At 53.9% G+C, this 22,390-nt stretch carries 20 protein-coding genes and 1 pseudogene; 11 read left to right on the top strand and 10 right to left on the bottom strand.

What is annotated here, in order from left to right; translation table 11 throughout:
* Together AC3DKE_RS09370 and AC3DKE_RS09365 are read left to right on the top strand one after the other, a co-directional pair.
* Positions 1-291: ATP-binding cassette domain-containing protein (locus AC3DKE_RS09370; RefSeq protein ID WP_487990520.1), on the top strand; the 291-nt coding region annotated here is incomplete at its 5' end.
* Entirely contained in the window at positions 288-2,768 is a 2,481-nt protein-coding gene (locus AC3DKE_RS09365) for an ABC transporter permease (protein WP_487990519.1), read from the top strand. The genes AC3DKE_RS09370 and AC3DKE_RS09365, both read left to right, overlap by 4 nt.
* 39 nt (positions 2,769-2,807) lie before the next feature.
* Here AC3DKE_RS09365 and AC3DKE_RS09360 read toward each other — a convergent pair whose 3' ends face one another.
* The 3 genes from AC3DKE_RS09360 to AC3DKE_RS09350 all read right to left on the bottom strand — a co-directional run bounded on the left by AC3DKE_RS09360 (position 2,808) and on the right by AC3DKE_RS09350 (position 5,928).
* Positions 2,808-4,430 carry an MFS transporter gene (locus tag AC3DKE_RS09360; RefSeq protein WP_484216601.1) on the bottom strand — a complete coding sequence of 541 codons (1,623 nt, stop codon included), beginning with the start codon at positions 4,428-4,430 and terminating at the stop codon, positions 2,808-2,810.
* A gap of 17 nt (positions 4,431-4,447) precedes the next feature.
* A complete protein-coding gene (locus AC3DKE_RS09355; protein WP_411729867.1) occupies positions 4,448-5,374 on the bottom strand; it encodes a pirin family protein in 927 nt (308 codons plus the stop codon).
* Positions 5,375-5,466: 92 nt separating this feature from the next.
* Positions 5,467-5,928, bottom strand: a complete 462-nt coding sequence (locus AC3DKE_RS09350; RefSeq protein ID WP_484216603.1) for a DoxX family protein — start codon at positions 5,926-5,928, stop codon at positions 5,467-5,469.
* A 153-nt stretch (positions 5,929-6,081) separates the two neighbouring features.
* Between AC3DKE_RS09350 and AC3DKE_RS09345 the strand changes: the two genes are divergently transcribed.
* Positions 6,082-6,990, top strand: a complete 909-nt coding sequence (locus AC3DKE_RS09345) for a LysR family transcriptional regulator (RefSeq protein ID WP_484216604.1) — start codon at positions 6,082-6,084, stop codon at positions 6,988-6,990.
* 82 nt (positions 6,991-7,072) lie between these two features.
* On the opposite strand, the gene AC3DKE_RS09340 is transcribed toward AC3DKE_RS09345, so the two are convergent.
* Together AC3DKE_RS09340 and AC3DKE_RS09335 are read right to left on the bottom strand one after the other, a co-directional pair.
* The gene (locus AC3DKE_RS09340; protein ID WP_487990518.1) at positions 7,073-7,603 is read right to left on the bottom strand and encodes a hypothetical protein; all 531 of its coding nucleotides are present in this window, start codon (positions 7,601-7,603) and stop codon (positions 7,073-7,075) included.
* Between the two features lie 34 nt (positions 7,604-7,637).
* Complete coding sequence (locus tag AC3DKE_RS09335) at positions 7,638-7,886, bottom strand: hypothetical protein (RefSeq protein WP_487990517.1); 249 nt, start codon at positions 7,884-7,886, stop codon at positions 7,638-7,640.
* 229 nt (positions 7,887-8,115) lie between these two features.
* On the opposite strand from AC3DKE_RS09335, the gene AC3DKE_RS09330 reads away from it, so the two are divergent.
* The 4 genes from AC3DKE_RS09330 (at position 8,116) to AC3DKE_RS09315 (ending at position 12,051) form a co-directional block, all read left to right on the top strand.
* Positions 8,116-10,569: a PKD domain-containing protein gene (locus AC3DKE_RS09330; protein WP_487990516.1), complete on the top strand. Its 2,454-nt coding sequence runs from the start codon at positions 8,116-8,118 to the stop codon at positions 10,567-10,569.
* 138 nt (positions 10,570-10,707) lie between these two features.
* Positions 10,708-11,241, top strand: a complete 534-nt coding sequence (locus AC3DKE_RS09325) for a YaeQ family protein (RefSeq protein ID WP_340675214.1) — start codon at positions 10,708-10,710, stop codon at positions 11,239-11,241.
* 33 nt (positions 11,242-11,274) lie between these two features.
* On the top strand, positions 11,275-11,778 hold the full coding sequence (gene msrA / locus AC3DKE_RS09320) for a peptide-methionine (S)-S-oxide reductase MsrA (RefSeq protein ID WP_487990515.1): 504 nt from the start codon (positions 11,275-11,277) through the stop codon (positions 11,776-11,778).
* A 33-nt stretch (positions 11,779-11,811) separates the two neighbouring features.
* Positions 11,812-12,051 carry a DUF2789 family protein gene (locus tag AC3DKE_RS09315; protein WP_340675212.1) on the top strand — a complete coding sequence of 80 codons (240 nt, stop codon included), beginning with the start codon at positions 11,812-11,814 and terminating at the stop codon, positions 12,049-12,051.
* A 16-nt stretch (positions 12,052-12,067) separates the two neighbouring features.
* On the opposite strand, the gene rsuA is transcribed toward AC3DKE_RS09315, so the two are convergent.
* The gene (rsuA, locus tag AC3DKE_RS09310; RefSeq protein ID WP_340675211.1) at positions 12,068-12,760 is read right to left on the bottom strand and encodes a 16S rRNA pseudouridine(516) synthase RsuA; all 693 of its coding nucleotides are present in this window, start codon (positions 12,758-12,760) and stop codon (positions 12,068-12,070) included.
* Between the two features lie 205 nt (positions 12,761-12,965).
* On the opposite strand from rsuA, the gene AC3DKE_RS09305 reads away from it, so the two are divergent.
* Together AC3DKE_RS09305 and AC3DKE_RS09300 are read left to right on the top strand one after the other, a co-directional pair.
* Positions 12,966-14,258 carry an NAD(P)/FAD-dependent oxidoreductase gene (locus AC3DKE_RS09305; RefSeq protein ID WP_487990514.1) on the top strand — a complete coding sequence of 431 codons (1,293 nt, stop codon included), beginning with the start codon at positions 12,966-12,968 and terminating at the stop codon, positions 14,256-14,258.
* A 135-nt stretch (positions 14,259-14,393) separates the two neighbouring features.
* A complete protein-coding gene (locus AC3DKE_RS09300) occupies positions 14,394-15,611 on the top strand; it encodes an iron-containing alcohol dehydrogenase (protein WP_487990513.1) in 1,218 nt (405 codons plus the stop codon).
* Positions 15,612-15,669: 58 nt separating this feature from the next.
* On the opposite strand, the gene AC3DKE_RS09295 is transcribed toward AC3DKE_RS09300, so the two are convergent.
* The gene (locus AC3DKE_RS09295; RefSeq protein ID WP_487990512.1) at positions 15,670-16,344 is read right to left on the bottom strand and encodes a DUF599 domain-containing protein; all 675 of its coding nucleotides are present in this window, start codon (positions 16,342-16,344) and stop codon (positions 15,670-15,672) included.
* 62 nt (positions 16,345-16,406) lie between these two features.
* Here AC3DKE_RS09295 and AC3DKE_RS09290 point away from each other — a divergent pair, with 62 nt between their 5' ends.
* Complete coding sequence (locus AC3DKE_RS09290) at positions 16,407-16,949, top strand: isochorismatase family protein (RefSeq protein ID WP_484216676.1); 543 nt, start codon at positions 16,407-16,409, stop codon at positions 16,947-16,949.
* A gap of 38 nt (positions 16,950-16,987) precedes the next feature.
* On the opposite strand, the gene AC3DKE_RS09285 is transcribed toward AC3DKE_RS09290, so the two are convergent.
* The 3 genes from AC3DKE_RS09285 to AC3DKE_RS09275 are packed head-to-tail and all read right to left on the bottom strand — an operon-like array spanning position 16,988 to position 21,441.
* Positions 16,988-17,770 carry an SDR family oxidoreductase gene (locus tag AC3DKE_RS09285; protein ID WP_487990511.1) on the bottom strand — a complete coding sequence of 261 codons (783 nt, stop codon included), beginning with the start codon at positions 17,768-17,770 and terminating at the stop codon, positions 16,988-16,990.
* 30 nt (positions 17,771-17,800) lie between these two features.
* Positions 17,801-19,309 carry a hypothetical protein gene (locus AC3DKE_RS09280; RefSeq protein ID WP_487990510.1) on the bottom strand — a complete coding sequence of 503 codons (1,509 nt, stop codon included), beginning with the start codon at positions 19,307-19,309 and terminating at the stop codon, positions 17,801-17,803.
* The gene (locus AC3DKE_RS09275) at positions 19,309-21,441 is read right to left on the bottom strand and encodes a TonB-dependent receptor family protein (RefSeq protein ID WP_487990509.1); all 2,133 of its coding nucleotides are present in this window, start codon (positions 21,439-21,441) and stop codon (positions 19,309-19,311) included. Before AC3DKE_RS09275 ends, AC3DKE_RS09280 begins: the two co-directional genes overlap by 1 nt.
* Before the next feature lie 142 nt (positions 21,442-21,583).
* On the opposite strand from AC3DKE_RS09275, the pseudogene AC3DKE_RS09270 reads away from it, so the two are divergent.
* Positions 21,584-22,390 (top strand): annotated as a pseudogene (locus AC3DKE_RS09270) (transcription-repair coupling factor); the annotation flags it as partial.

The following is a 22,390-nucleotide window of genomic DNA, read 5'->3' as shown; positions in this document are numbered from 1 at the left end:
GGCCTAAGTGCACGTGAGGCACATACGCCACGGCAGCTTTCTGGCGGCGAACAGCAGCGCGTGGCGATTGCTCGCGCCTTTGCCATGGAGCCAAAATTACTACTCGCAGATGAGCCTACTGGCAACCTCGACAGCCAAACTGGGGCGCGCATCATCGAACTTTTATTCGAAGCGCATGCCGATGCTGGCACCACGCTGATTTTAGTCACTCACGATGAAGCCCTCGCCTCGCGCTGTCAGCGCCAAATCCATCTCGATGGCGGCCGCATAGTGGCGGGTAGCCACGCATGAAATTGGCTTGGCGACTGCTATCGCGTGATATTCGTGCCGGTGAAATCTGGCTGCTATTGGCGGCCTTGATACTTGCCGTGGCCGCCACGACCAGCCTGCGATTTTTCAGCTCCAGCTTAGAGCAAGGCTTAACGCGCCAAGCCGCCAGCTTGCTCGGCGCCGATCTCGTACTCGATAGCAGTCGGCCATTGCGCCCAGAAGTGCTTAAAGAAGCCAGCAAGCACGATTTGCAACAGGCCACCGTGACTGAATTCTCCAGCATGATTCAGTACAAGGATGAGTTTCAGTTAGCGGCAGTAAAAGCCGTCAGCACTGGCTACCCTTTGCGCGGCGAATTACAGGCGCGTCGTGACAAGACACAACTCCCCGCCGGCAGCCTGCCCGCCTCCGGCACACTCTGGCTAGATGAGCGCCTGTTTGGCCTGCTCGCCATCGGCTTCGATGATGAGGTGCAGCTCGGCGATATCCGCCTGCGCGTCACTGCTGTGCTCACCAGCGAACCCGATCGTGCTGGTAACTTCTCCGCATTTGCCCCACGCGCGCTAATCAACGCCGCCGATGTCGAAGCTGCCGGCCTCATCCAGCCCGGATCGCGTGTGCAATACCGCTTATTGCTCGCTGGGCCGGCTAAAGCTGTGGCTGATTTCAACGATGAGCTAAAGCCAAAGCTCGCCATTGGCGAACGCCTGCAAGATGTCGCCAGCGGGCGCTCAGAAGTTGGCACACCACTCGCGCGTGCCAGCGACTATCTGAGCATCGCTGCCATTGCCGCCGTGATTTTATCGGGCTTGGCAGTCGCCCTCGCCGCTCGCCGCCATGCCGAACGCCATTTCGACACCATGGCCTTGATGCGCTGCTTGGGCGCTAGTCGCCGCCGCGTGCAGGGCATTTATCTACGCCAACTCGGGCTTATTTGGGCGGTGGCCATTGTGCTTGGTGCTGGGCTCGGTGCCTTAGCCTCGCAGCTGCTGTTTCAATTGCTCGATAGCATGCTGCCCACGGCAGAGCTGGATTTTGCCTGGCAACGCCCCCTGCTTACCGGCATTGCCACCGCCACGTTAACCTTGCTGGGTTTTGCACTGCCAGCCCTAATCGGCTTGTTTCGCGTTTCCCCATTGCGGGTTATTCGCCGAGAATTAGCGCCAAACTCGCCCGGGTTAATCGCCGTTACTGCACTGGCCTTATCGGCATTGGCTGCGTTGCTGATGCTAGAAACAGGTCGCTGGCAATTAACGCTTTTGCTCGTTGTCGGTGGTAGCGCGCTAGCGTTTTTGCTCACCATCATCTTGCGCAGCGTCTTTGTGCTGCTGCGCAAAACATTCGCTGAGCGTTCACTGCCTAACGCCCTACTTGGGCTGCGCGAGCTCTGGCGACAACCACAAGCCAGCACACTGCAAATCCTTGCGCTGAGCATCGGTATGACCGCCATGCTCTTGGTCACCAGTGTTCGTGGTGAGCTCATCACGGCGTGGCAAAGCAAGCTTCCCGCAAATGCGCCCAACCAGTTTGCGCTCGGTATCGACGCACATGACACCGCCGAGTTTCGCCAAACGTTGGCCGATGCCGGCATCAATATCGACGCCTTATATCCGGTGATTCGTGGTCGCCTTACCGCCATCAATGGCGAGCCCGTGGTCACCGCGGTGACGAAAGACAAAGAACCAAACCTTGAGGCCCTCAATCGCGAGCTAAACCTCACCATCTCTGACACTTTGCCATTGGGCAATGAGCTACTTGAAGGCGAATGGGCAAACCCGTCGAGCGCACCATGGCCGGTCTCGATCGAGTCTAAGTTGGCGGAAAAACTGGGCGTCGGCCTTGGCGATCGCTTGATGTTTACTCTGGCGGAAGGCGATGTTGAAGCTACCGTGAGCAGTTTGCGCAAAGTAGATTGGGACAGCTTTCAGCCCAACTTTTACATGGTGTTTCCGCCGGCAGCGCTAGCCGACTTTCCGGCGACTTACCTTACTGCTTTCCATGTGCCCAGCGGCAATCGTGACGTGCTCAATACATTGCTGCAGCGCTTTCCCACGGTGGTGCTAATCGACGTCGATGCCATCATGACGCAGGTGCGTAAGCTGCTCGATGATGTCTCGCGCGCGATTGAATTTGTGCTGTTGTTTGTGCTCGCAGCCGGCGTGCTGGTGTTGCTGGCCTGCATCGCGGCTGGGCAAGATCAGCGCCGACAGGAAGCGGCCCTGCTGCGCGCGCTCGGCGCTAGTCGTCGCCAGCTTATGCAGCGTGGCTTATCGGAAATGATATTGCTGGGCGGGATGGCAGGGCTATTGGCGGTGGTTTTAACTGAGCTTCTAGCCGCTGCGTTATACATCACGCTGCTGGACTTACCACCCACATGGCATGGTGAGCTTTGGCTTATTACTCCGCTGCTGGGCGCTGCGCTCACAGGCCTTGCCGGCATGGCCGCGACACGGAAAGTCTGGCGCACTGCCCCGGCCATCGTGCTCAGAGACGCTTAGCTTTACTAAGCGCTAGGGTTCAGCCTAAGGCTTTATGCCTTAGCGCTGAAGTGCTCGAACTGGCGCAAGGTAATGCCGCACCTCTGGCGCTTTAGCGGCAGAGTGATAAGCACGCACGGCATCATGAATATCTTGGTCATGTTGAGTGACGCGCTCATGCTGGCGTAAATGCTCCGCCCAGCTCGACAGAAAGAACCATTCAAACCAAATGCTTGGATCGGCGGCATCTTGATAAACGCCCCAGCTATGAGCGCCATTACGGTAGCGCTCAGCCGACAAGGCGTGGATGGCCTGCAGAAAATCGTCGGCATTATTCGCTTCGATTACATACGAAATCGTCACCATTACCGGCCCGCGATCGGGGCTATCATCGAAACTATCGGCAATGATCGGCGCGCCCCAACTCATCGCCGGTGTTAAGTCGCGGTGCTCGCCTTGGCCCAGCTGCGCTCGCCACGTTAGCGGTATGGCGACTACTGCACCCACCGCGGCAATGAGCAATGTCGTCGATAGCGACGTGACTGAGGCCACTTGGCCCCAGACGATAGAGCCTGCCGCCATGCAGCCGAAAAACACCATGATGAAGATAGACAGGCCGCGGGCGCGCACCCAGTTTGGCAATGCGGTTTGTGCCGACACATTGAGGCTGGTGAGCACGGCAATCCAGCCTAAACCACCCAACAATGCAGCCGGAACAGCGAACCAAGCACTGGTCGCAAAGCCAAGGCCCAGCATCGCAGCAGCTGTCATGATGGTGCCAAGTACCTGCAGCTGATTGGCATCGAGCTTGGTTCGGATATGAGGCAATGCCAGCGCGCCTACAACAGCGCCAGCACCGATTGCGCCCAATAAAATGCCATAAAATCCAGCGCCACCGCCGGGAATCGCGCGTGCAATCAAAGGCAATAGTGCCCAGTAAGCGCTAGCGAACGTGAAGTAGCCTAGTGCACGCAAAAGCGTCGCCTTCAGCGGTGCATTATGGCTAGCATGCCGTAAGCCTGTGAGCATGCCGCCGAGTAAAGGCTCCGGCGGCAGTGTGCGCGCCGGTGCTGGAGGTCTCTTCCACGCTAGCAGCGCGCCGATGATCACCAAATAGCTCATGGCATTAACAACGAAAGGCGCTGCCAGACCAATATAAATGATCAGCGCGCCCGCCAATGCTGGCCCAATCGCACGGCTAATATTAATGCCCAAGCTATTGAGGGCGATGGCTGGCTGCAAGCTCTCGCGCGGCACTAGTTCTGGCACCACCGCCTGCCATGCGGGCGCGATAAATGCCGCACCAGTGCCAATCATAAAGGTGAATACGAGCAACAAAAGTGGCGTCATCCAGCCAAGTGCGACCAGCACTGCGAGGGCAAATGTCACCGCTGCGATGACGATATTTACGATGATCAAAAAGCGCTGTTTATCGACACGATCGGCCAGCGTGCCGGCCAATAGCGCAAAGCAGAAAATAGGCAGCGCGCTAACCGCTTGCACTAGCGCCACGATGGCTGGCGAAGGGTCGAGCGTGGTCATCAGCCAAGCGGCGCCGGCATTGTGAACCCATGCGCCAATATTGGAAATCAGCGTTGCCGTCCATAACAAGGCAAAAGCGCTGTGCGCAAAAGGCGCCCATGTGGACGCCGGCGTTACAATATGTGTTGCGCGCTTGCTCATGCCATCAGCTCGTGAAGCTATTGCGGCAATGGAATGAATTCGTCTTCATCGCCAATCACTTTTGGAAAACGTTGAGCACTCCAATCTGCCTTAGCTTGCTCAATACGCTCGCGGCGGCTAGACACGAAGTTCCACTCGACATAGCGCTTGCTCATCGTCTCACCACCAACAATGGCGATACGCGAATCGCGCGTTGCCGTCAGCTCAATAGTGGGCGCATTCGACAAGACCGCCATCGAGCGCTCAGAAATCAAGGTATCGCCCGAGTTCAACTCGCCTTCAGCCACATAGACGGCACGCTCTTGCGCATTCGGTACCGTAATTTTCTGCCCTGCGCGCAAATGCGCCTCGACATAAAGCGTGTTCGCATACATTTTGACTGGCGATGTTGCACCATAGGCGCTGCCAATAATCACTCGAATAGCCACTCCATCGACCTCAGCGCTAGGAATATCGGCACTGGGGTAATGGTAAAACGCAGGATCAATTTCCTCGTCGGCCTCTGGCAAAGCCAGCCAAAGCTGCAGGCCATGTAGACGATGTGCCACTTGCGTGACTTCTGGTCGCTCGCGCTCGGAATGGCTGATGCCTTTGCCCGCCACCATCAGGTTAACGTCGCCCGGACGAATAGCCTGAAAGCTGCCGAGAGAATCTCGATGCAGTATTTCACCTTCAAATAGATAGGTGACCGTGGCTAAATTGACGTGCGGATGCGGGCGCACATTAATGCCCTCTCCCGCAGCGAAGTTAGCCGGCCCCATATGGTCAAAGAAGATCCACGGGCCCACCATGCGGCGCTGCCTAGTTGGCAGCACGCGGCGCACCGTGAAGCCACCTAAGTCTTTTTCGCTAGTCTCAATCAACAGGTCGATGGTTTTGCATCCATCGGGATTAGCGCACTTTTGATCAAACTCTTCGTCGGACTTCATTGTCTGCGTGCTCATGGCATGTCTCCTATCTAAAGTTCTGCGGCTATTGCAGCCTAAAAGGCCATATCGAAGATGAGCAGCCATTAAGGCTGCCCATCTCGATGTGATTAACTCGCTTTCTTATTATCGAAATAGGCTAGCAGCGCGTTATCCAGCGCGAATCGGCCTGCACCTTGAACAGTCAACGCCAGCGTCACCACAAGCAAAGTCAGCGCATATTCATAGCCATTATTGGACATGAACAGGCCATTGCTGATGTGCACGCTGAAGATGGCGATGAGCATGGTAAAGGCGGTAACCAGCGCCGCAGGGCGAGTTAGCAGTCCTAAGGCTAGCGCTAGGCCGCCAAAAAACTCGGCACTACCAGACATCAGTGCCATCAAATAACCTGGCTCTAGACCGATGCTTGCCATCCACTGGCCAGTGCCTTCTAGGCCATAGCCGCCAAACCAGCCGAAGAGTTTTTGCGAACCGTGAGCGGCCAAAATCAGGCCCACAGGTACTCGTAAAATGAACGCAGCGTAGCCGCCAGTAGATTTGAGCAAAGTCTGTATAAATGTGGAGTTCATAATTGTCACCTCAGATGTTGTGTTTTGAGAGTCTCCCGAAGCAACGCCTCAGGTGATGTACACACCTTACTATCATTGATTTAAAATACTAAGCTAGTAATCATTGTTATATTATCAACACATTGTTGATAATTGCCTCTTTCGGAGTAAACAGTGGATCGTATTGATGCTATGCGCGCCTTCATCACCGTCGTGACTGAAGGCAGCTTCACTCTAGCCGCCGAGCGCCTAGCGCTGTCGCCACAGCTTGTTAGCAAGCATATTGCTCAGCTCGAAAAGCATTTGGGCGCACGCCTGCTCAATCGCACCACGCGCAAGCTGCATCTGACTGAGGCCGGCACGCGCTATTTCCAACGCGCGCAGCAAGTGCTCAGCGACATCAGCGACATGGAAAACGAACTAGGCGATATGCAAGCGCACGCTAGCGGCCTACTGCGCATTAGCGCGCCCGCCTCTTTCGCTATTCGCCATATGGCAAAGCTCATGATCGACTTTCAGCAAGCTCATCCAGCCGTGGATATAGATCTGCAAATCAACGATCGCAAAGTCGATATTGTCGAAGAGGGTTTTGATATTGCGCTGCGTATTGGGCATCTAAAAAGCTCGTCATTAATTGCCAAGCGCATCGCGCCAGTACGCCTGGTGATGTGCGCCTCACCTGAGTATTTGCAGCAGCACGGCATGCCTAAAAGCCTGCAAGACCTTAAGGCACATCGTTATTTGCGCTATAGCTATTTAGAGGATGACGCCAATCAGCTAGCGCATCGCTGGCTGCGAAGCAGTGACCGAGCACGTAGCAATGAGCTGGTTTGTAATAACGGTGATGTCTTAGTCGAGTCGGCTATCGCCGGTGCAGGAATCGCCTTACAGCCCACGTTTATCTCAGGCGCGGCAATCAAAGAAGGCAAGCTGACGATTGTTTTGCCAGAGCATGAGCCCGAGCCGCTAACGCTGTATGCGGTGTACGCTAGTCGTCAATTATTAGCGAATAAAGTGAAGTGCTTTGTCGAGTTCTTAGATGGCTATTATGGCGATCGCCCTTACTGGGATCAGTTTGACTAAGCAAAAACTCATATATAAATCATGGGGATAAATAATGCTGACACGCCACTGCTATTGAGAACTAAGGCTCAGTCACGCGTTTTTAATCAGGCAATAATACTTGTACATGCGGTGCGCCTAGACTCCATTCCCAATTCAGTAAGAACGACCCCGATATGCTTTGATAAGTGGCGGTTTGCTCTCTGGAATAGCCTGCTTTGATCGGCAGAATGTCATGCGTTGGAAAGCAAAATGACGCAATGCCAGCACGATGCCCAGCCATGCTTAGCGCCTCGACACAGTTGTACTGCTTCATTTTCTCAGCAAGCCACCACTCTGGATTATGCTCACAGACCATCCCAACAATGCTTGGGTCATCGTCTTCACTACGCGGGCAGCTACAGTCGCCAGGGTAGTAACTTAGCTTGACCTGCACCATTTCACCTTCATGGTTTTCGGCAAAATCGAACAAGCGTGCCAGCTCAGACTCTTCCTCTGGTGGCGGCACACCACAGCTCAATGAAATATCAAAGCTAGGTGTTTTTTTGCTCATGAACTGCTCGACATATACGCCAGCAGCTGCGAGCAGCGCCAACACGACTACTAGCCCGATAATCTTTAAGCGCTTGCTCATGTCTCAGTCTTCCATTTTGGAAATGATGATGGGGCTAGTTAATTTCTATCGACGTGCCAATCTCAGGCAGCGTGGCTGCAACAAAACGCTCAGCCTGCCAACGCATCACTTTATAGCCCGACAATGCCCCAGGCTTGAAAGAAAATCGAATTTGCAGCGGCTGGCCATCGGCATTTACCTGCTCAACGGTGATGCGCACGTCATCTAGCACCACTTCATGGCCAGCGCTAAAACCATAGGGCTTGGTCGCCATGCTGGCAAAGCCCTGCTCCGACTTCACCACCAAAGTGTCTTCTGATACGCGTCGCAGCCTGAAGGCATGCTCAGTGTCGACCAGACCGCTAATATGCGTCAGCGTTGGCAGGTTTAAACTGGACGAATGGCTAATAAAAACGCAACGGCTAAGTCTAATCCGCAGCCACTATTAACACTTATGTAACAAATTTGTTATATAAGGGGTGTTCCGTCAAAGAGGCTTGTCCAGCTTCCATACATTTTGCCGAGCACTACCTATGCGAATTACACCATGCTTAAGCCTTACCTTACTTTCAATCTCACTCATTGCCTGTGGCGGTAATGGCTCCAGCAGCACAGAACGGGCTGATAGCGGGGCACCAAGCATAGGTAATGAGTCAAGGCCTACTGCCGTTGCTGGCCCTAGCCAAACGGTTCAAGAAAACGATCTAATAATGCTTAGTGGCCAAGCTACTCCAGGGACAGGTCAATCGATACGCCGTGTCTTATGGCAGCAACTGGCTAGCGACAGCACTAAAGCCACATTGCCCAGTGACAACGGGCAAAAAAATATTCAATTTCAAGCACCTCAAGTTGAAAGCGATACGGTGCTGACCTTTATTTTTCTTGTCGAAGACAACCTAGGCCAAACGACAGAGGACAAAACAACTGTTTTAGTCCGCAACGTTCTGCCCAATAGACTTCCAATAGCGCATGCAGGCCAAGACCAAACGGTCGCCCACGGCACCTCTGATGTGACCCTGAATGGGTGTGAGTCGATTGACCCCGACGGAGAAATTACCCATTACCGTTGGGTTTTAGCCACCTCGCCAGCAGCAGTAGTCGGCACCGACTGTCAAATAACGACCGCCCTCAGCAATACCACCTCAACCGAAGAAGTGTATGTGTATGAGCTCAGCGTTACTGACAATGAAGGAGCTGAAGCTCGTGCCCAAACACGAGTAACTAAACGCGCATCAACCAATAACTCAGCCCCCATCATTGAACGAACTCAAGCCACCCCTACCCCTGCTCGCCCTAATGAACAAGTAGCACTATTAGTAAGCGCTAAAGACATGGATAACGATGGTTTACGTTATACCTGGACTCAAACAGAAGGAGAGGCTGTATATATAGCCAACTCAGAATCTGCAACGGCCTCATTCACTGCGCCGTCTAAAGCAGGCACATTAGTTTTTGCAGTGGCAGTTTCTGATGGCTCGGTAAGCGTCAATGACACCGTCAGTGTATCGGTAGCACCTCAAGAGCAATACGCTCAACCCACTATTGCTGAATGCTTGGCGGCGCCAACACAACCTAGCTGCTTCAGTGCGCTCAAGCAGCTGCTAACGAATAACCCCATTGCGTCCGCAGCCGGACTATCTGGAAGTCAGGACTCAGCGGGCACATGCAACCCTGCCGGCCAAACTAATTGGCCGCACTTCACTGGTGTTTTGCATGATCACACAGCCTATTCCGATGGCTATCAACTCACCAAGCCAGCGGATGTATTTGCCAGCGCCAAAGATAAAGGTTGGTCGTTTGCTTTCACCACGGATCACTCAGACAACTTAGGACTACCTATCCCACTAGTGCTTGCAAAAAACCCAGAATTTTGCGCAACCAACCCTCTAGGGTGCCTGTTATCCGACCCAGACAACATCGCAAGTAACTTCACAAAATGGGATGCAACGCACACTCAGGCACTTCAAGCGAGCACACCAAATTTTACTGCTATGCGTGGTTTTGAGTGGACATCCGATCGATTTGGCCATGCCAATGTGCTGATGTCACAGCACTTCATCAATCCAAAATTAGGGCCAGGATACTTGCTCACAATGGAAGGTTTCTGGGCATGGTTTGTCATGCCAACTAGCCTTGGCGGCGGCTCAGATGGCTTAATGATTTTTAACCACCCTGGTCGTGAGGATGCTATCCATGGCCCATTATCGGATTTAAAAAAGGCGCTCTCGCCCTTAGGCTTAGGAAAGCTTGCCGAAGAAAGCCCGCTACCCAGCAATCCACTTCAAGACTTACTGTCAGCCCCTGGCGATCCCGCTTATACCTTCAATGACTTGAAGTACGTGCCAGCCGCCGACTACCGTGTCGTAGGTCTTGAGGTCTTTGGCAAAGGTGATGAATACGACAGCGATGGTAAAAAACAAAGCTGGTTAGGCTACGCTCTAGATAAAGGCTGGTATCTCGCGCCTATAGGCTCAGAGGATCATCATGACAGTCGCTGGGGAGATGGAAATCTGCCAAAGACGGTGATTATTGCTCGCACACAAAGTCAAAGTGACCTTCGAGAGGCCTTATTAGCGCGCCGCGTATATGCCGTCGCGCAAAACTATAACCACTTACAGCTTAGTTTTACCGTAACGGAGTCGCCGCAAGACAAGGCATACCCAATGGGCTCTCGCATAGCAGCACCCACCGATCAACTAAAATTTCAGGTCAGCGTGGCCGATCGCTTGGGCAAGAAAACGCCACTACTTGCTCATAACACCATTATTGAAGTGATTAGCTCGCTTGCAGATAACTCCGTGAGTTACTCCCCGCTCATATCGCACAATGCAGCAACTACCACTTTCACCTTAAGCAATAGCGCAAAGCAAAACTGGGCTTTCGTAAGAGTGAGAGATAAGGCTACAGGTGCTCCTGTGGCTGTCTCAGCACCTATTTGGTTTAAGCAAGGAGGCACTGCTCTGCCAACTTGCAATAATGGCAGGTAACAATCTAGAGCTTAATAACAAGACTTTCTAAACGCTATGAAAGCCAGAGGTCAGTAGTGGGCGAAAAGGAGCTACCATAGGCGCTATTCGGCATGGCCTATTTCTCTTTGGGCAGCCAACTGACCTACGAGAAATTGAATGGCGCTGAAAGCCACCATCTGTAAAGTTGAACTCAATATCGCCGACATGGATCGTGGCTACTACGCCGATCATGTGCTCACACTGGCCCAACACCCTTCGGAAAATGACGAACGCCTCATGCTTAGGCTGCTGGCGTTTGTACTTTACGCGCACGAAGACCTCGCCTTCTCCAAAGGCTTAAGCGATCCCGATGAGCCAGACATCTGGCAAAAAGATCTCACCGGCACAATTGATCTCTGGGTCGATCTAGGCCAGCCTGATGAGAGGCGCGTGATGAAATCTTGCGGGCGCTCACGCCAAGTCGCCGTCGTTGCTTACGGCAATGCGGTGCCGATTTGGTGGGCAGCCATCGCGCCGAAATTAGAGCGCGCTAACAACCTGGAGGTGCGCCGATTAGTGGTGCAAGGTGATACGCCACTCGCTGTCTTTGTGCAAAAAAACATGAAGTTGCAATGCACTGTACAGGATGGCCAGCTCTGGCTCAGCGACAACGAGCGCAGCATTGAGATCGATGCAATACCGCTGCGCTAAGGTTTACTCAATGGAATATTCAGGGGCAAAAATATGAGCGTAAACACAGAGATCGCTATTTTGGCTGGTGGATGCTTTTGGGGCATGCAAGACCTGATTCGCCAACAGCCGGGAGTGTTAAGCACGCGTGTTGGCTACTCGGGCGGCGATGTGCCAAATGCCACCTACCCCAACCACGGCTCGCACGCCGAGGCCATTGAGGTAGTGTTTGATCCAGCTCAGCTTAGCTATCGCCAGCTGCTGGAATTTTTCTTTCAAATCCATGACCCCAGCACACCTGATCGACAAGGTAACGACAGAGGCAGCAGCTATCGCTCCGCGATCTTCACCACCTCAGATCAGCAACAACACGTTGCCAATGAAGTAATCGCTGCCGTCAATGTCAGTGGCCGTTGGCCAGGAAAGGTGGTGACAAGCGTTGAGCCCGCTGGCGATTTCTGGCAAGCAGAGCCTGAGCATCAAGACTATTTGCTACACAATCCAAGGGGCTATACCTGCCACTATATTCGCCCCGACTGGACGTTAGGTATAGGCTAAGTATTCGTAGTACAAACTGAAGAGGTGACCGAAATGAACCAAGCTCATCACCGCATGACCGAGCTATTTCAACAGCTTGGACTGCCTTCTGAAGATGCTGAAATACACGAGTTTTTGTCTAAGCACCGGCCATTGCCAGCGGGGAAAACACTGGCTGAGGCCGAGTTCTGGACAGCCTCGCAAGCGAGCTTTATTCGCGAGGCACTAATGCTAGACTCTGACTGGACTGGCATCGTGGACCAGCTAAACGAAGCCTTACGGGCTAGCCAATAGCTGTAATCAAACGCGATTACTGAATGCTATTGATCTCGGCTTCGGTCAAAGCGCGATACTCACCCACCGCCAGCGCATCATCCAGCACGATATCGCCGATGCGCTCGCGGTGTAGCTCGAGCACGCGATTGTCGAGCGCGGCAAACATCCTTTTCACCTGATGGTATTTGCCCTCGCAAATCGTCAGGCGCACCTCATTGCTAAACACACGCTCTAGCGTGGCGGGCTTGGTCAGATGCTTTTCGTGATGCAGCTGCAAGCCGGCCTGCAGGCGCTCCTCAGCATCATCAGCAAGATCCGTTAGCAAGGTGGCGTAATAAGTCTTTTCGCACTCACTACGCGGCGATGTGACGCGATGATTCCACGGGCCATCGTCGGTAACTAACACCAAACCGGTGGTGTCGATGTCGAGACGGCCGGCAATGTGTAGCACTTGCCGATTAGGCTCATCGAGCAACTCAAGCACCGTAGGGTGAACATTATCGCTAGTGGCACAGACATATCCTGCGGGCTTATTCAGCATGAAATAGCGGGGCCCAGCTGAGCTGAGCGTGTCGCCATCGAGCTGCACCGTATCATTGGGGCCAATGACTAAGCTGGCACTTTTCGTGAGCTCTCCATTGACCATAACGCGCTTATTTCTTAAAGCTATCTTCACTAAGGCGCGCGATAGATCCGTGGTTTGAGCAATGTATTTATCGAGGCGCATGGATTAAACAATCTCAGAATGGTTGGTGGTTCGGCGCATGAAAGGCTGAACCATGCCCTAGTTTACTAGATACACCAAGGCATCTAAGCGATGGCATTTCGACTCTACAGTCACAAATAGCAATGACTGAGGATACTCGCTCTCATACAATGCGCGCCGCTTCTGGCGTTACGCTGCCGGATAAAATATTGATTTTGGAGACAAAATGGTCACTCCACGCATTGTTATCGTTGGCGGTGGTGCCGGCGGACTTGAGCTAGCAACACGCCTTGGGCGCAATTTAGGCCAGCAAGGTAAGGCCCGCATTATTTTAGTTGATGCCTGCTTAACGCATATTTGGAAACCACTGCTGCACGAAGTCGCGGCTGGCACCATCAACTCCTATGAAGACGAGTTGAACTATTTTGCCCATGCCTCGCAAAACCATTTTGAGTTCCAATTAGGACGTTTTGAAGGCGTCGATCGCGACGAGAAAACCATCACTTTGGCGCCATTATGCGACAGCCACGGCAAACCGTTAGCCAGCGCACGCCATTTGAACTACGACTGGTTAGTGATGGCAATTGGCTCTACATCAAATGACTTTGGTACCGAGGGCGCGCGCGAGCATTGTATATTCCTCGACTCACGCGCTCAGGCCGACCGTTTTCAATCCGAATTTTTGAATATGTATCTGCGCGCTCATGCCTACACTGACCGCCATGACAATCCACCTGAACTCAATATTGCCATTGTTGGCGCTGGCGCCACCGGTGTTGAACTTGCCGCCGAGCTGCATCATGCCGCGCATCAATTTGCCGAGTATGGCCTCGATGGCATTTCGCCTAGCCACGTCAATATCAGCTTGATCGAAGCCGCCGACCGCATTTTGCCCATCCTGCCAGAAGGCACATCGACGGCCGCGCGACAAAAGCTAGAAAGCCTAGGCATCAAAGTCTTTACTCGCCAAAAAATCACGCAAATCAGCCAAGATGGCCTACAAGCAAGTAGCGGACTATTTGTACCCGCCTCACTTAAGGTGTGGTCAGCTGGCATCAAAGCACCTGATTTCATGAAAGACCTAAGCGGCCTTGAAACCAATCACATCAACCAATTTATCACTCAGCCAACACTGCAAACCACGCGTGATCCGCACATCTTTGCGATGGGCGATTGTGGCTCCTGCACCCTGCCTGGCAGTAGCCGTCCGGTGCCGCCCCGCGCGCAGACTGCACATCAGCAGGCGAGCTACTTGCTCAAGGCCCTGCCCCGCCATATCGCTGGCAAGCCAGTGGCAGACTTCCGCTTCCAAGATAAAGGTTCATTGGTCTCGCTCAATAGCAGCGCTGTTGGCGTGCTCATGGGTTCGATTGCTGTGCAGGGTAAGCTAGCGCGAATTATGTATATTTCGCTGTATCGTCTGCACCAAGTCGCAATACACGGCTTCTTTAAAACCGCTGTGTTGTTTTGCAAAGACATTCTCAGCAGCAAGTCACGGCCTGAAATTAAGCTGCACTGATTGACGCCGAAATGCCGAGTTAGCGCTCGGCATAAAAGCGCTTTAACCATATTGTCTGACAATTTTTGCTTGCCGAAAGCGCACTGGCATTGTAGCGTGACCCCCTAGTCAACTCACTAAGGGATCCGCTGCGCCATGTCCGCCACTACCAATCGCCTGAAATCACTGCCAAAACTCAGCGCCCTCTGGGCAATTATCAAAGTCTTATCCATGCCAAGGCCATTGGTTATGCTTGGCGAAGGCTCAGCGCAACGCCTATGTCGCAGCATGGCCGATCAAGGCATCACACGCGTATTGGTGATTACAGATGATGTTTTGGCCAAACTAGGCACTGTCGATCCATTGATTGCCGAGCTAAAGAGCCATGGCGTGGAAACAACGCTATTCACTGGCGTACGCCCTGACCCCACATTTGAAGTCGTCGAAGCCGGTCTAGCAGCGTGCAAAGCCGCACGTGCGGATGCCATTTTGGTTGTTGGCGGTGGCTCGGCTATCGATGCCGGCAAGGTCATCGCGCTTGCTGCCTCCACAGGCAAAACCCCGCAACAACTAGTCGGCGTGCTAAAAGGCCGCAAACCATCACTGCCTTTTTTTGTGGTGACGTCGACTTCGGGTACTGGTTCAGAAGCGAGTGTTGCTGCGGTTATTTCTGATAGCACCACGCACATCAAGTCGCTGCTAGTAGATCCGGCCATGGTGCCGAGAGCCGCCGCGCTAGATCCACTCATCACGCAAGGCATGCCGGCGTCGGTCACCGCAGAAACTGGCGTCGATGCACTCACACACGCGCTGGAAGGCTGGGTCAGTGGTTTCTCCAACGCCGAAACCGACGGCTACAACAGCACTGCCGTTCGCATGATCTTTAAGCATTTAGAAACCGCCTGCAATGAGCCAAAAAACCTCGCTGCGCGTGAAGCCATGGCCTTGGCATCGCACTATGCCGGCATCTGCTTAAACATCACGGCGGTGGGCTATGTTCACGCTATTGCGCATCAACTCGGGGCTAACTATGGCGTGCCGCATGGCCGTGCCAACGCCATGGTGCTGCCGCATGTGCTGACCTTTAATAAACCCAACTGCCTGAAAAAATACGCGTTATTAGCACGCGACTTAGGCTTTGCCAGCGCGCAGCAAAACGATAGCGCAGCTGCAGATGCATTGATCAGCAATGTGCATGAGCTGCTATCGCGACTGCCGCTGAAAAACCAAGGCGACTTGATCAAGCACAGCGATTACGAACGCATCGCCCACGACGCACTGACTGAAGCTCACGGCATGTATAGCGTGCCGCGCTATATGGTCGAAGCCGACGTTTATCGCATGCTCGACGGCGTGGTTGCAGCTGCTCGCTAACACTGGCGTGAGGGGCCTGCGTTAACGAGCTAGCCCCTCACTAGTGCTGATTTCGTGTTTACGTTTCTGGGTGATGCACGCTGCGTGTTTGCTTGCTCAGGCGATCAAACCGCTGCAAACCACGCACCACTATAATCGCCGCCACCGGCCCTGCAAACGGATACACAATGCCGGTGAGCACAGGCGATAGCAAAATCAAATTGCGCAGGCCTCGGCCATAAAGTACGCCCGCTCTACGCACATACAAGCCGCCAGTTGCTGTCCAGCGTAGGCGCGACTCTGAGCCAACCGGCATCGCACCGATAAAACCAGCATGAGTGTAATAGCGCACTGCCATTGCCGATGAAATTAGCGATGACAGCAGCAGCACCAAAAGCACCAGCTCCAGCGCTAAACGCGGCGTGAACATGGGCATGCCACCAAGAATAAAACTCTCGCGCAATAGCGGCGCCGACAACGTCACTGCACCCACCAAGCCAAGCACTGCCGTTGAGGCGGTAACGCTAGCCGACATCAATGAGTTGCGCAGAGTTTGCACCGCCAGCACTTCCGTGCCCGGCGTGGTGCTAATGGCAGCAAACCACTCTTCGCGTAAAGTCTCGTGCGCCTGCCGGGCCACGCGCTCAGTTGGACGGCGAGCTCGAATAGCAAAACGAAATTCATATAGCGCCAAAATCGCCATGGTGGCTGCTACCGACAACCAACTAATGGCCTCAATCATTGCTTCTGACATCCCCGCCTCCGCTGCGCTATTTACGCTAGAGTGTAGCGTGACTTCGCTAGCTTATGGAGACGATGACTATGCTACTTAGCGCCAAAACCAGTGTGGTTGTCGCGGTCGATTTACAAGGTCGGCTATTGCCCGCCATCGATAATGGCTCGAATGTTTTAGCTCAGGCGCAGCGCTTATTGCGTATGGCTGCGCTGCTCGATGTGCCGCGAATATCCACTGTGCATAGGCCCGAAAAGCTCGGGCCAACTGAGGCTATGGTGCGCAGTTTAGTCACGCACGAAATTGAGAAAACAACTTTCAATGCCTGCCATGCTGAGCTGCTCGATGCTCTGCCGAGCGCAGCAGATGATGTCGTGATATTTGGCTGCGAGGCGCATGTTTGCTTGCTGCAAACGGCCATGGGTGTGCTGATGAGCGGACGTCGTGTTTGGGTTGTAGAAGAGGCTTGCGGCTCACGCCATGCTAGCGATAAAGCCACGGCGATGGCGAGATTGCGTCAAGCTGGCGCGCAGATTATTAGCGTGGAAATGGCAGGCTTTGAATGGATGCACGATAGCCTAGACCCACGTTTTCGTGAGTTCCAGGCTTTGGTGAAGGCTGTCTAAAAGCGGCTTAGTAATGGCTTAGGGTTCAGCAGAGTGAATTAGTGCTCGCTACTCATGCGCTGGTTAATCCAACGGCTCATCCACGCCGGTGACAACTTAATCGCCAAGTTCAGCACCTTAGTTTGCAAGCCCACGGGGTAATGAATCGGGCTGGTCTCGCCACGATCATTGGCGGCATACCAAACCGCACGCGCAACGTCATCGACATTGAGCTTGATGCCCAATGACTTCACGCTCGGCAGCTTATCCAAGCCAACAACCATATTGGTTTGCACAAATAGCGGCCAAATACTTTTCACACGAATGCCCTGCTCCGCCCATTCGCAATCGAGCGCTTCGGTGAGCCCACGCACGGCAAACTTGCTCGATGAATAACTCGCCAAGCCCGGCTGGCCAAACATGGCTGAAGCCGAAGCCATATTGATCACCGTCGATTTCGGCGTTTTGCATAGATAGGGATACGCCGTGTGGCAGCCGGCCATGACGCCGCTTACATTGATATCGATAATGGCCTGATGACGCAGCAGCGGAATCTCGTGAAATGCACCCGCGGATAAAATACCGGCGTTATTGACCAACACATCGAGGCGCTCGCCCGAGGCTTTCCAAAAGCTCGCTAAAGCTTTGTCCCACTGTTTGGCATCGGCAACATTGAGCGCCGTCGTGAAGCAACGCTCAGCGCCAATTTCTGACTTCAGTGAGGCAAGGCCAACCTCATCAAGATCGGCAGCACCGACAAACCAGCCTTGATGCGCAAACTCAAGCGCCACAGCGCGGCCAATGCCAGCAGCAGCGCCAGTAATAAAGACAGCTTGTTTCATATTCGTATCCAGCTAAAGATTGCGCAAACTTTAGCCTAAGCGCCGCCTTCTCGCTAGCAAAAGGCCAAGGCAAGCCATGACAAATACGCCTAAAGCTTGCAGCCCAAGGATGCCATCACGCGCATCTTTGCCAAGACCATCGAGCCACATGGCTTTGTGAATATAGGCAAAGCTATAGCCCTCGACGCGCGCCAAATCAGTGACCACTGAACTAACGACAGCATCGATAGGGTCGATATAAATCGCGATGTGATCGGGCGTGTCGAGCTGTAATTGATAGACCGGCAGGCGCTTTTGCACGAAGCCATATTCTGCCGTAAAGCCAGTGACTGCCTGCTGGCTCTCAATACTTGCGCCGAGATGCTGTGCCAATACGCCAGCGGCTAGTTCCTGCACATAGCGCTCGATGGCTACTGGTTGGGCATTTTCGGCGCGCTGTAGGCTTATCGCTAGGTTGGGCGTGGCAGCATGGTGTTGATGTTCGGCATGCTCTTTATCGTGGCCACTATGTTGACTCTTGGCTCCGTGGCCGCGATCAACGGCATAGCTCATCCACAATGGGCCGTTGGCACTAGCCACCGCCAAACTGCGCTCGCCCATCACGCCTAAAACCGGAGGCAATGTGCGCAACTGGCCAGCGCTAAATGCTACGCGCTCGGGCTTAGCGTTGAAGCTGGGTTGGCTTTTATTGATGGCTAAGACGTGAAACATACCGCTGCTCATCGACGCGATGGCGCCAAGCGCGACAAACCAACCAAGGCGGCGATGCCAGCGTCGTGCTGCACGCGGCGTAGATAATTCAGTTGGATTGCTAGAATTAAGTGCCTTCGACCCAACGACAGTCTTACGCCGAAATAAACGAAAAATCCCAGTAACAACCACCGCTAAACTAAGACTCAACACAATGGCCATGGCGATATCACGCGAAGGCTCATGCGACCAAAAGCTCCAGCTATGCAGCCGCGAAAAGGTCGCGCTAAACCATGTTTTCCATGGGTCGCTCAGCGCCGATAAACGCAGGCCACGCGGCTCAATAAATGCTACGGTGTCGTGGCCGCTAAACTGCACACGCCACACCGGCAAATAGCGATTTATAAAGGGATATTCGGCGCTAAACGAAGTGATGAGCTGTAGCTCGGCCTCGCCACTGGATATGCCAGTGAAATGCCGCGCCAAAGCCGTCATTAACGCTGGCTCAATGTCGCTTAGCTGGCCATCACGAGCACGAAAATACTGCCGTGTGCCATCTGCGCCGCCAACCATCCAATAAGCCTCGCCCTGCCACGTCAGCGGGCGCAACTCAGTCATCACAAGATCTTTCGGTAACACCGAGGCTGGCGCGGGCAAAGCCTGCCAGCTCGTGCCCGATGGCGCGTTGACGATTTCAGGAGGTGGCACCATGGCCGCCGCCGAAGGCTGCCAGCGCGTCATTAGTGGATGCAATAAGCCGGTTAGCGACCACGCCAGCAGCGGCAAAACCACTATCAGCGCCAATGTGCGATGCCAGCGTGCGAGCCGGCTCAAACGAGAAGTTATCATCAAAATGCCTGACTCACACCGGCGTAAACTGCACGGCCATCGCCAGGGCTAAACTGTGCTTGGTCCGCACCGCCAGCATCAAAAATCACACCTGTGGTGCTGGCATAACGCTTATCGCCCAAGTTACGGCCTTCGACAAACCAAGCAAAACCATTGCTCATTGACTGATTAAGCTTGACGCCATAAACGCTATAGCCCGGTGCGTTTAACGTGTTTTTATGATCAACCCAAGCGCGTGAAGCCGACTGCAACGTTGGACCAAACCAAACATTGCCAGGTAGTTTTACAGCAACCTCAGCATTGAGCACTTGGCTAGGCAAGCCGGCAATGTCGTTGTTGCCAGCGCTAGCATCGCGAACAAAACGGAAGTCATTGTAGAGATAACTAGCTTGAGCACGCCATGCATTAGCTCGTGCCGACAGGCCAAGTTCGACGCCTTGGTGTAAGGTTTTATCGGCATTGATGGTGGCCGAGCTAGTGCCCACCGCCAAGGTCAACAACTCATTGCGAATGCGTGCGCGATACAGCGATGCATCCCAGCCCAAGCGTGCGTCGGCGAGATGGATATGGCCGCGTGCACCGACCTCCGCAGTTATTGCTCGTTGGGCTTTTAAGGGCTGATTATTGAGCGCCTCAGAGAAGCTCGGCGGCTCAAAACTGCCACTCACGTTGGCATACGCTTCGGTATCTTTCGCTAGGCGGTAAATCAGGCCTATTTTAGGTGAAGTGCGCTGATAGCTTTCGCTGTAGCTGCCCGTGGGTAAAAGCATGGCTCCCGTGGCTAAATCGGGGCCGTTGTTATCGATCTCAACCGTCTGCTTACGGCTAGCAAAACTACTTTGCACGCCAACGACTGTCGTCAATTTTGTCGACCAATCCCAGCTACTTTGGCCATACAGGTCGATATTATCGGCGCTGAGTTTTTGCCGGTGATCTAACGCGCCGCGAGCCTGACCAACGGCAAAGCCCTGCCCTGGTACAAAGGCATTATTGGCATAGCCGTAGCGCTCATCATCGGTCAAACCATGGCGCCATTGCACCCCAACAATATGCTGCTGAGCCTTACCATCCCACGTGGTATTGGCGGTATGGCGCAGGCCCACGCCCCAATCTTGTGAGTCCTGCTCAATTAAGCCGGGGCCTGTGGGGAAAAACTCTATCGGATGGTACAAACGCTTCTTCGCCACAAACACCGAAGCCTCGGTGCTGTCACCGTTGGCGTGGGTGTATTGCGTGCGATTGGCCAAACGATAAAGCATAAAATCACGATGCTGGTCGCGCGCCACAGCACGTGTATTGGCTTGGCGCGGATTGGCCTTCAGCTGGGCGTAGGTCAAATTACCCGGTAGCTCCGAGTCGGTCTCAACCACCGTCACATAAGTACGATTTTCTAGCTGCGGGCTCAGCTGCACACCAACATTGCCAACAAAGCGTGTGTTGCGCTGGCGAGCATGATCGCGAAAACCATCTTGCTCTTGAAAGTTGGTTGAGGCGAAGGCATCGAGCGCACCTTTCTGGCCACCAGCGCTTAAGTTATAGCGCTGATAATCAAATGAGCCGGCTTCAGCACGTAGCGATAGTGCCGGTGAGGTACGGCCAGTTTCGCTGACATAGTTGATCGAACCACCCAAAGTGCCGCCGCCGTAGCGCAAAGCATTAGCGCCACGCTCAACTTCGATGTAGCGCGTGGCTTGCGGCTCGATTGCCTGCATATCAAAGCCGCCATCAGCGAGATTTATCGGCACACCATCCTGCAATAGCAATAGGCCACGGCCGTGAAAAGTACGCTGCAGGCCGGAGCCACGAATGCTAATGCGCGCCTCATCGGAGCCAAACCGCGAGGCGATAAATACCCCCGGCGCCAGTTTTAAAGTGTCTTCCATGGTGCCGGCGCGACCGGTCAGATAGTCTTGTGCATCGACCACACTGACGCCGCCTGGCGCTTTTTGTAGCTCGTTTAAAGCCTTGGCTGGACTCACGGAAAATGCGGAATTTTGTGCATCAGCATTTATTGTCACAGCCGGTAGCACATGCTCAGCAAATGCCGGCACGCTAAAGCCCGCGCTTATCGCGGCAATGGCCAACGCTAATGGCTGTAGATGTCTCGTCTCTTCTTGTTTTATCGGACGCATCTAAAAACTCCAGTAAGATAGACCGAGTTTAAGTGACTCATCTGAGCTTTACCTGCGACATAATGTCGCACCTTGCGCATGTTTTCTCACCGCTGAACCTCTGCGCCGCTGAGCTAAACCCCTGTTTTGGAATGTGTTTGTTATGACCACTGCGTTATCGTCAACAGTACTCACTTTGCCCGCCCTACCCACTCGCGCCGATGACAAACGCCATTGGGGCGGCATCAGCGGCGGCGCACAGGCGCTAAGCATCGCGGAGATCGTGCAAACACACCCCGGCATGGTCGTGGTCATCACCCACAACAGCCAAACTGCCGCACGCCTAGAAGATGAACTACGATTTTTTTTACCCGATGCAACAAGTTGGCCTATCGCGCATTTTCCCGATTGGGAAACCCTGCCCTACGACCAGTTTTCACCGCACCAAGACATCATCTCGCAGCGCTTACAGGTGCTCTCCACGCTGGCGCAAACACCACGTGGCGTGCTGGTCATTTCGGCCAGCACCAGTGCGCATCGTTTAGCGCCGAAAGATTGGCTGCTAGGTCAGGCCGTGAGCCTGCGCATCGGTCAAAAACTCACACTCGATGACACTCGCACACAGCTCGATGCCGCTGGCTACCGCCTAGTCGATACGGTCTATGAGCATGGCGAGTTTGCCGTGCGCGGCAGCCTCATCGATCTCTTTCCAATGGGCGCTGAACACCCCGTGCGCATAGAGCTATTTGACGATGAAATCGAAACGCTGCGCCTGTTCGACGGCGAAACTCAGCGCACCGTCGAGGCTATCGAAAAGCTCACACTGATGCCCGCGCACGAGTTCCCGCTCGACAAGGCCGGCATACGCCGTTTTCGCGACCAATGGGCCGATAATTTTACGGGCGACCCCAAGCGCAGTAGCCTCTACACCGATGTCATCAACCGCATCGCCGGCAATGGTATTGAGTAC

It is taken from the genome of Paraperlucidibaca sp. (genome assembly GCF_982810325.1).
This window is presented reverse-complemented; position numbering and strand designations above follow the sequence as displayed.

Excerpts from the sequence above, each read along its gene's own strand:
- AC3DKE_RS09365 (WP_487990519.1), top strand. The coding sequence starts at position 288 with ATGAAATTGGCTTGGCGACTGCTATCGCGTGATATTCGTGCCGGTGAA.
- AC3DKE_RS09360 (WP_484216601.1), bottom strand. The coding sequence starts at position 4,430 with ATGAGCAAGCGCGCAACACATATTGTAACGCCGGCGTCCACATGGGCG.
- AC3DKE_RS09355 (WP_411729867.1), bottom strand. The coding sequence starts at position 5,374 with ATGAGCACGCAGACAATGAAGTCCGACGAAGAGTTTGATCAAAAGTGC.
- AC3DKE_RS09350 (WP_484216603.1), bottom strand. The coding sequence starts at position 5,928 with ATGAACTCCACATTTATACAGACTTTGCTCAAATCTACTGGCGGCTAC.
- AC3DKE_RS09340 (WP_487990518.1), bottom strand. The coding sequence starts at position 7,603 with ATGAGCAAGCGCTTAAAGATTATCGGGCTAGTAGTCGTGTTGGCGCTG.
- AC3DKE_RS09330 (WP_487990516.1), top strand. The coding sequence starts at position 8,116 with ATGCGAATTACACCATGCTTAAGCCTTACCTTACTTTCAATCTCACTC.
- AC3DKE_RS09325 (WP_340675214.1), top strand. The coding sequence starts at position 10,708 with ATGGCGCTGAAAGCCACCATCTGTAAAGTTGAACTCAATATCGCCGAC.
- msrA (WP_487990515.1), top strand. The coding sequence starts at position 11,275 with ATGAGCGTAAACACAGAGATCGCTATTTTGGCTGGTGGATGCTTTTGG.
- AC3DKE_RS09315 (WP_340675212.1), top strand. The coding sequence starts at position 11,812 with ATGAACCAAGCTCATCACCGCATGACCGAGCTATTTCAACAGCTTGGA.
- rsuA (WP_340675211.1), bottom strand. The coding sequence starts at position 12,760 with ATGCGCCTCGATAAATACATTGCTCAAACCACGGATCTATCGCGCGCC.
- AC3DKE_RS09305 (WP_487990514.1), top strand. The coding sequence starts at position 12,966 with ATGGTCACTCCACGCATTGTTATCGTTGGCGGTGGTGCCGGCGGACTT.
- AC3DKE_RS09300 (WP_487990513.1), top strand. The coding sequence starts at position 14,394 with ATGTCCGCCACTACCAATCGCCTGAAATCACTGCCAAAACTCAGCGCC.
- AC3DKE_RS09295 (WP_487990512.1), bottom strand. The coding sequence starts at position 16,344 with ATGTCAGAAGCAATGATTGAGGCCATTAGTTGGTTGTCGGTAGCAGCC.
- AC3DKE_RS09290 (WP_484216676.1), top strand. The coding sequence starts at position 16,407 with ATGACTATGCTACTTAGCGCCAAAACCAGTGTGGTTGTCGCGGTCGAT.
- AC3DKE_RS09285 (WP_487990511.1), bottom strand. The coding sequence starts at position 17,770 with ATGAAACAAGCTGTCTTTATTACTGGCGCTGCTGCTGGCATTGGCCGC.
- AC3DKE_RS09280 (WP_487990510.1), bottom strand. The coding sequence starts at position 19,309 with ATGATAACTTCTCGTTTGAGCCGGCTCGCACGCTGGCATCGCACATTG.
- AC3DKE_RS09275 (WP_487990509.1), bottom strand. The coding sequence starts at position 21,441 with ATGCGTCCGATAAAACAAGAAGAGACGAGACATCTACAGCCATTAGCG.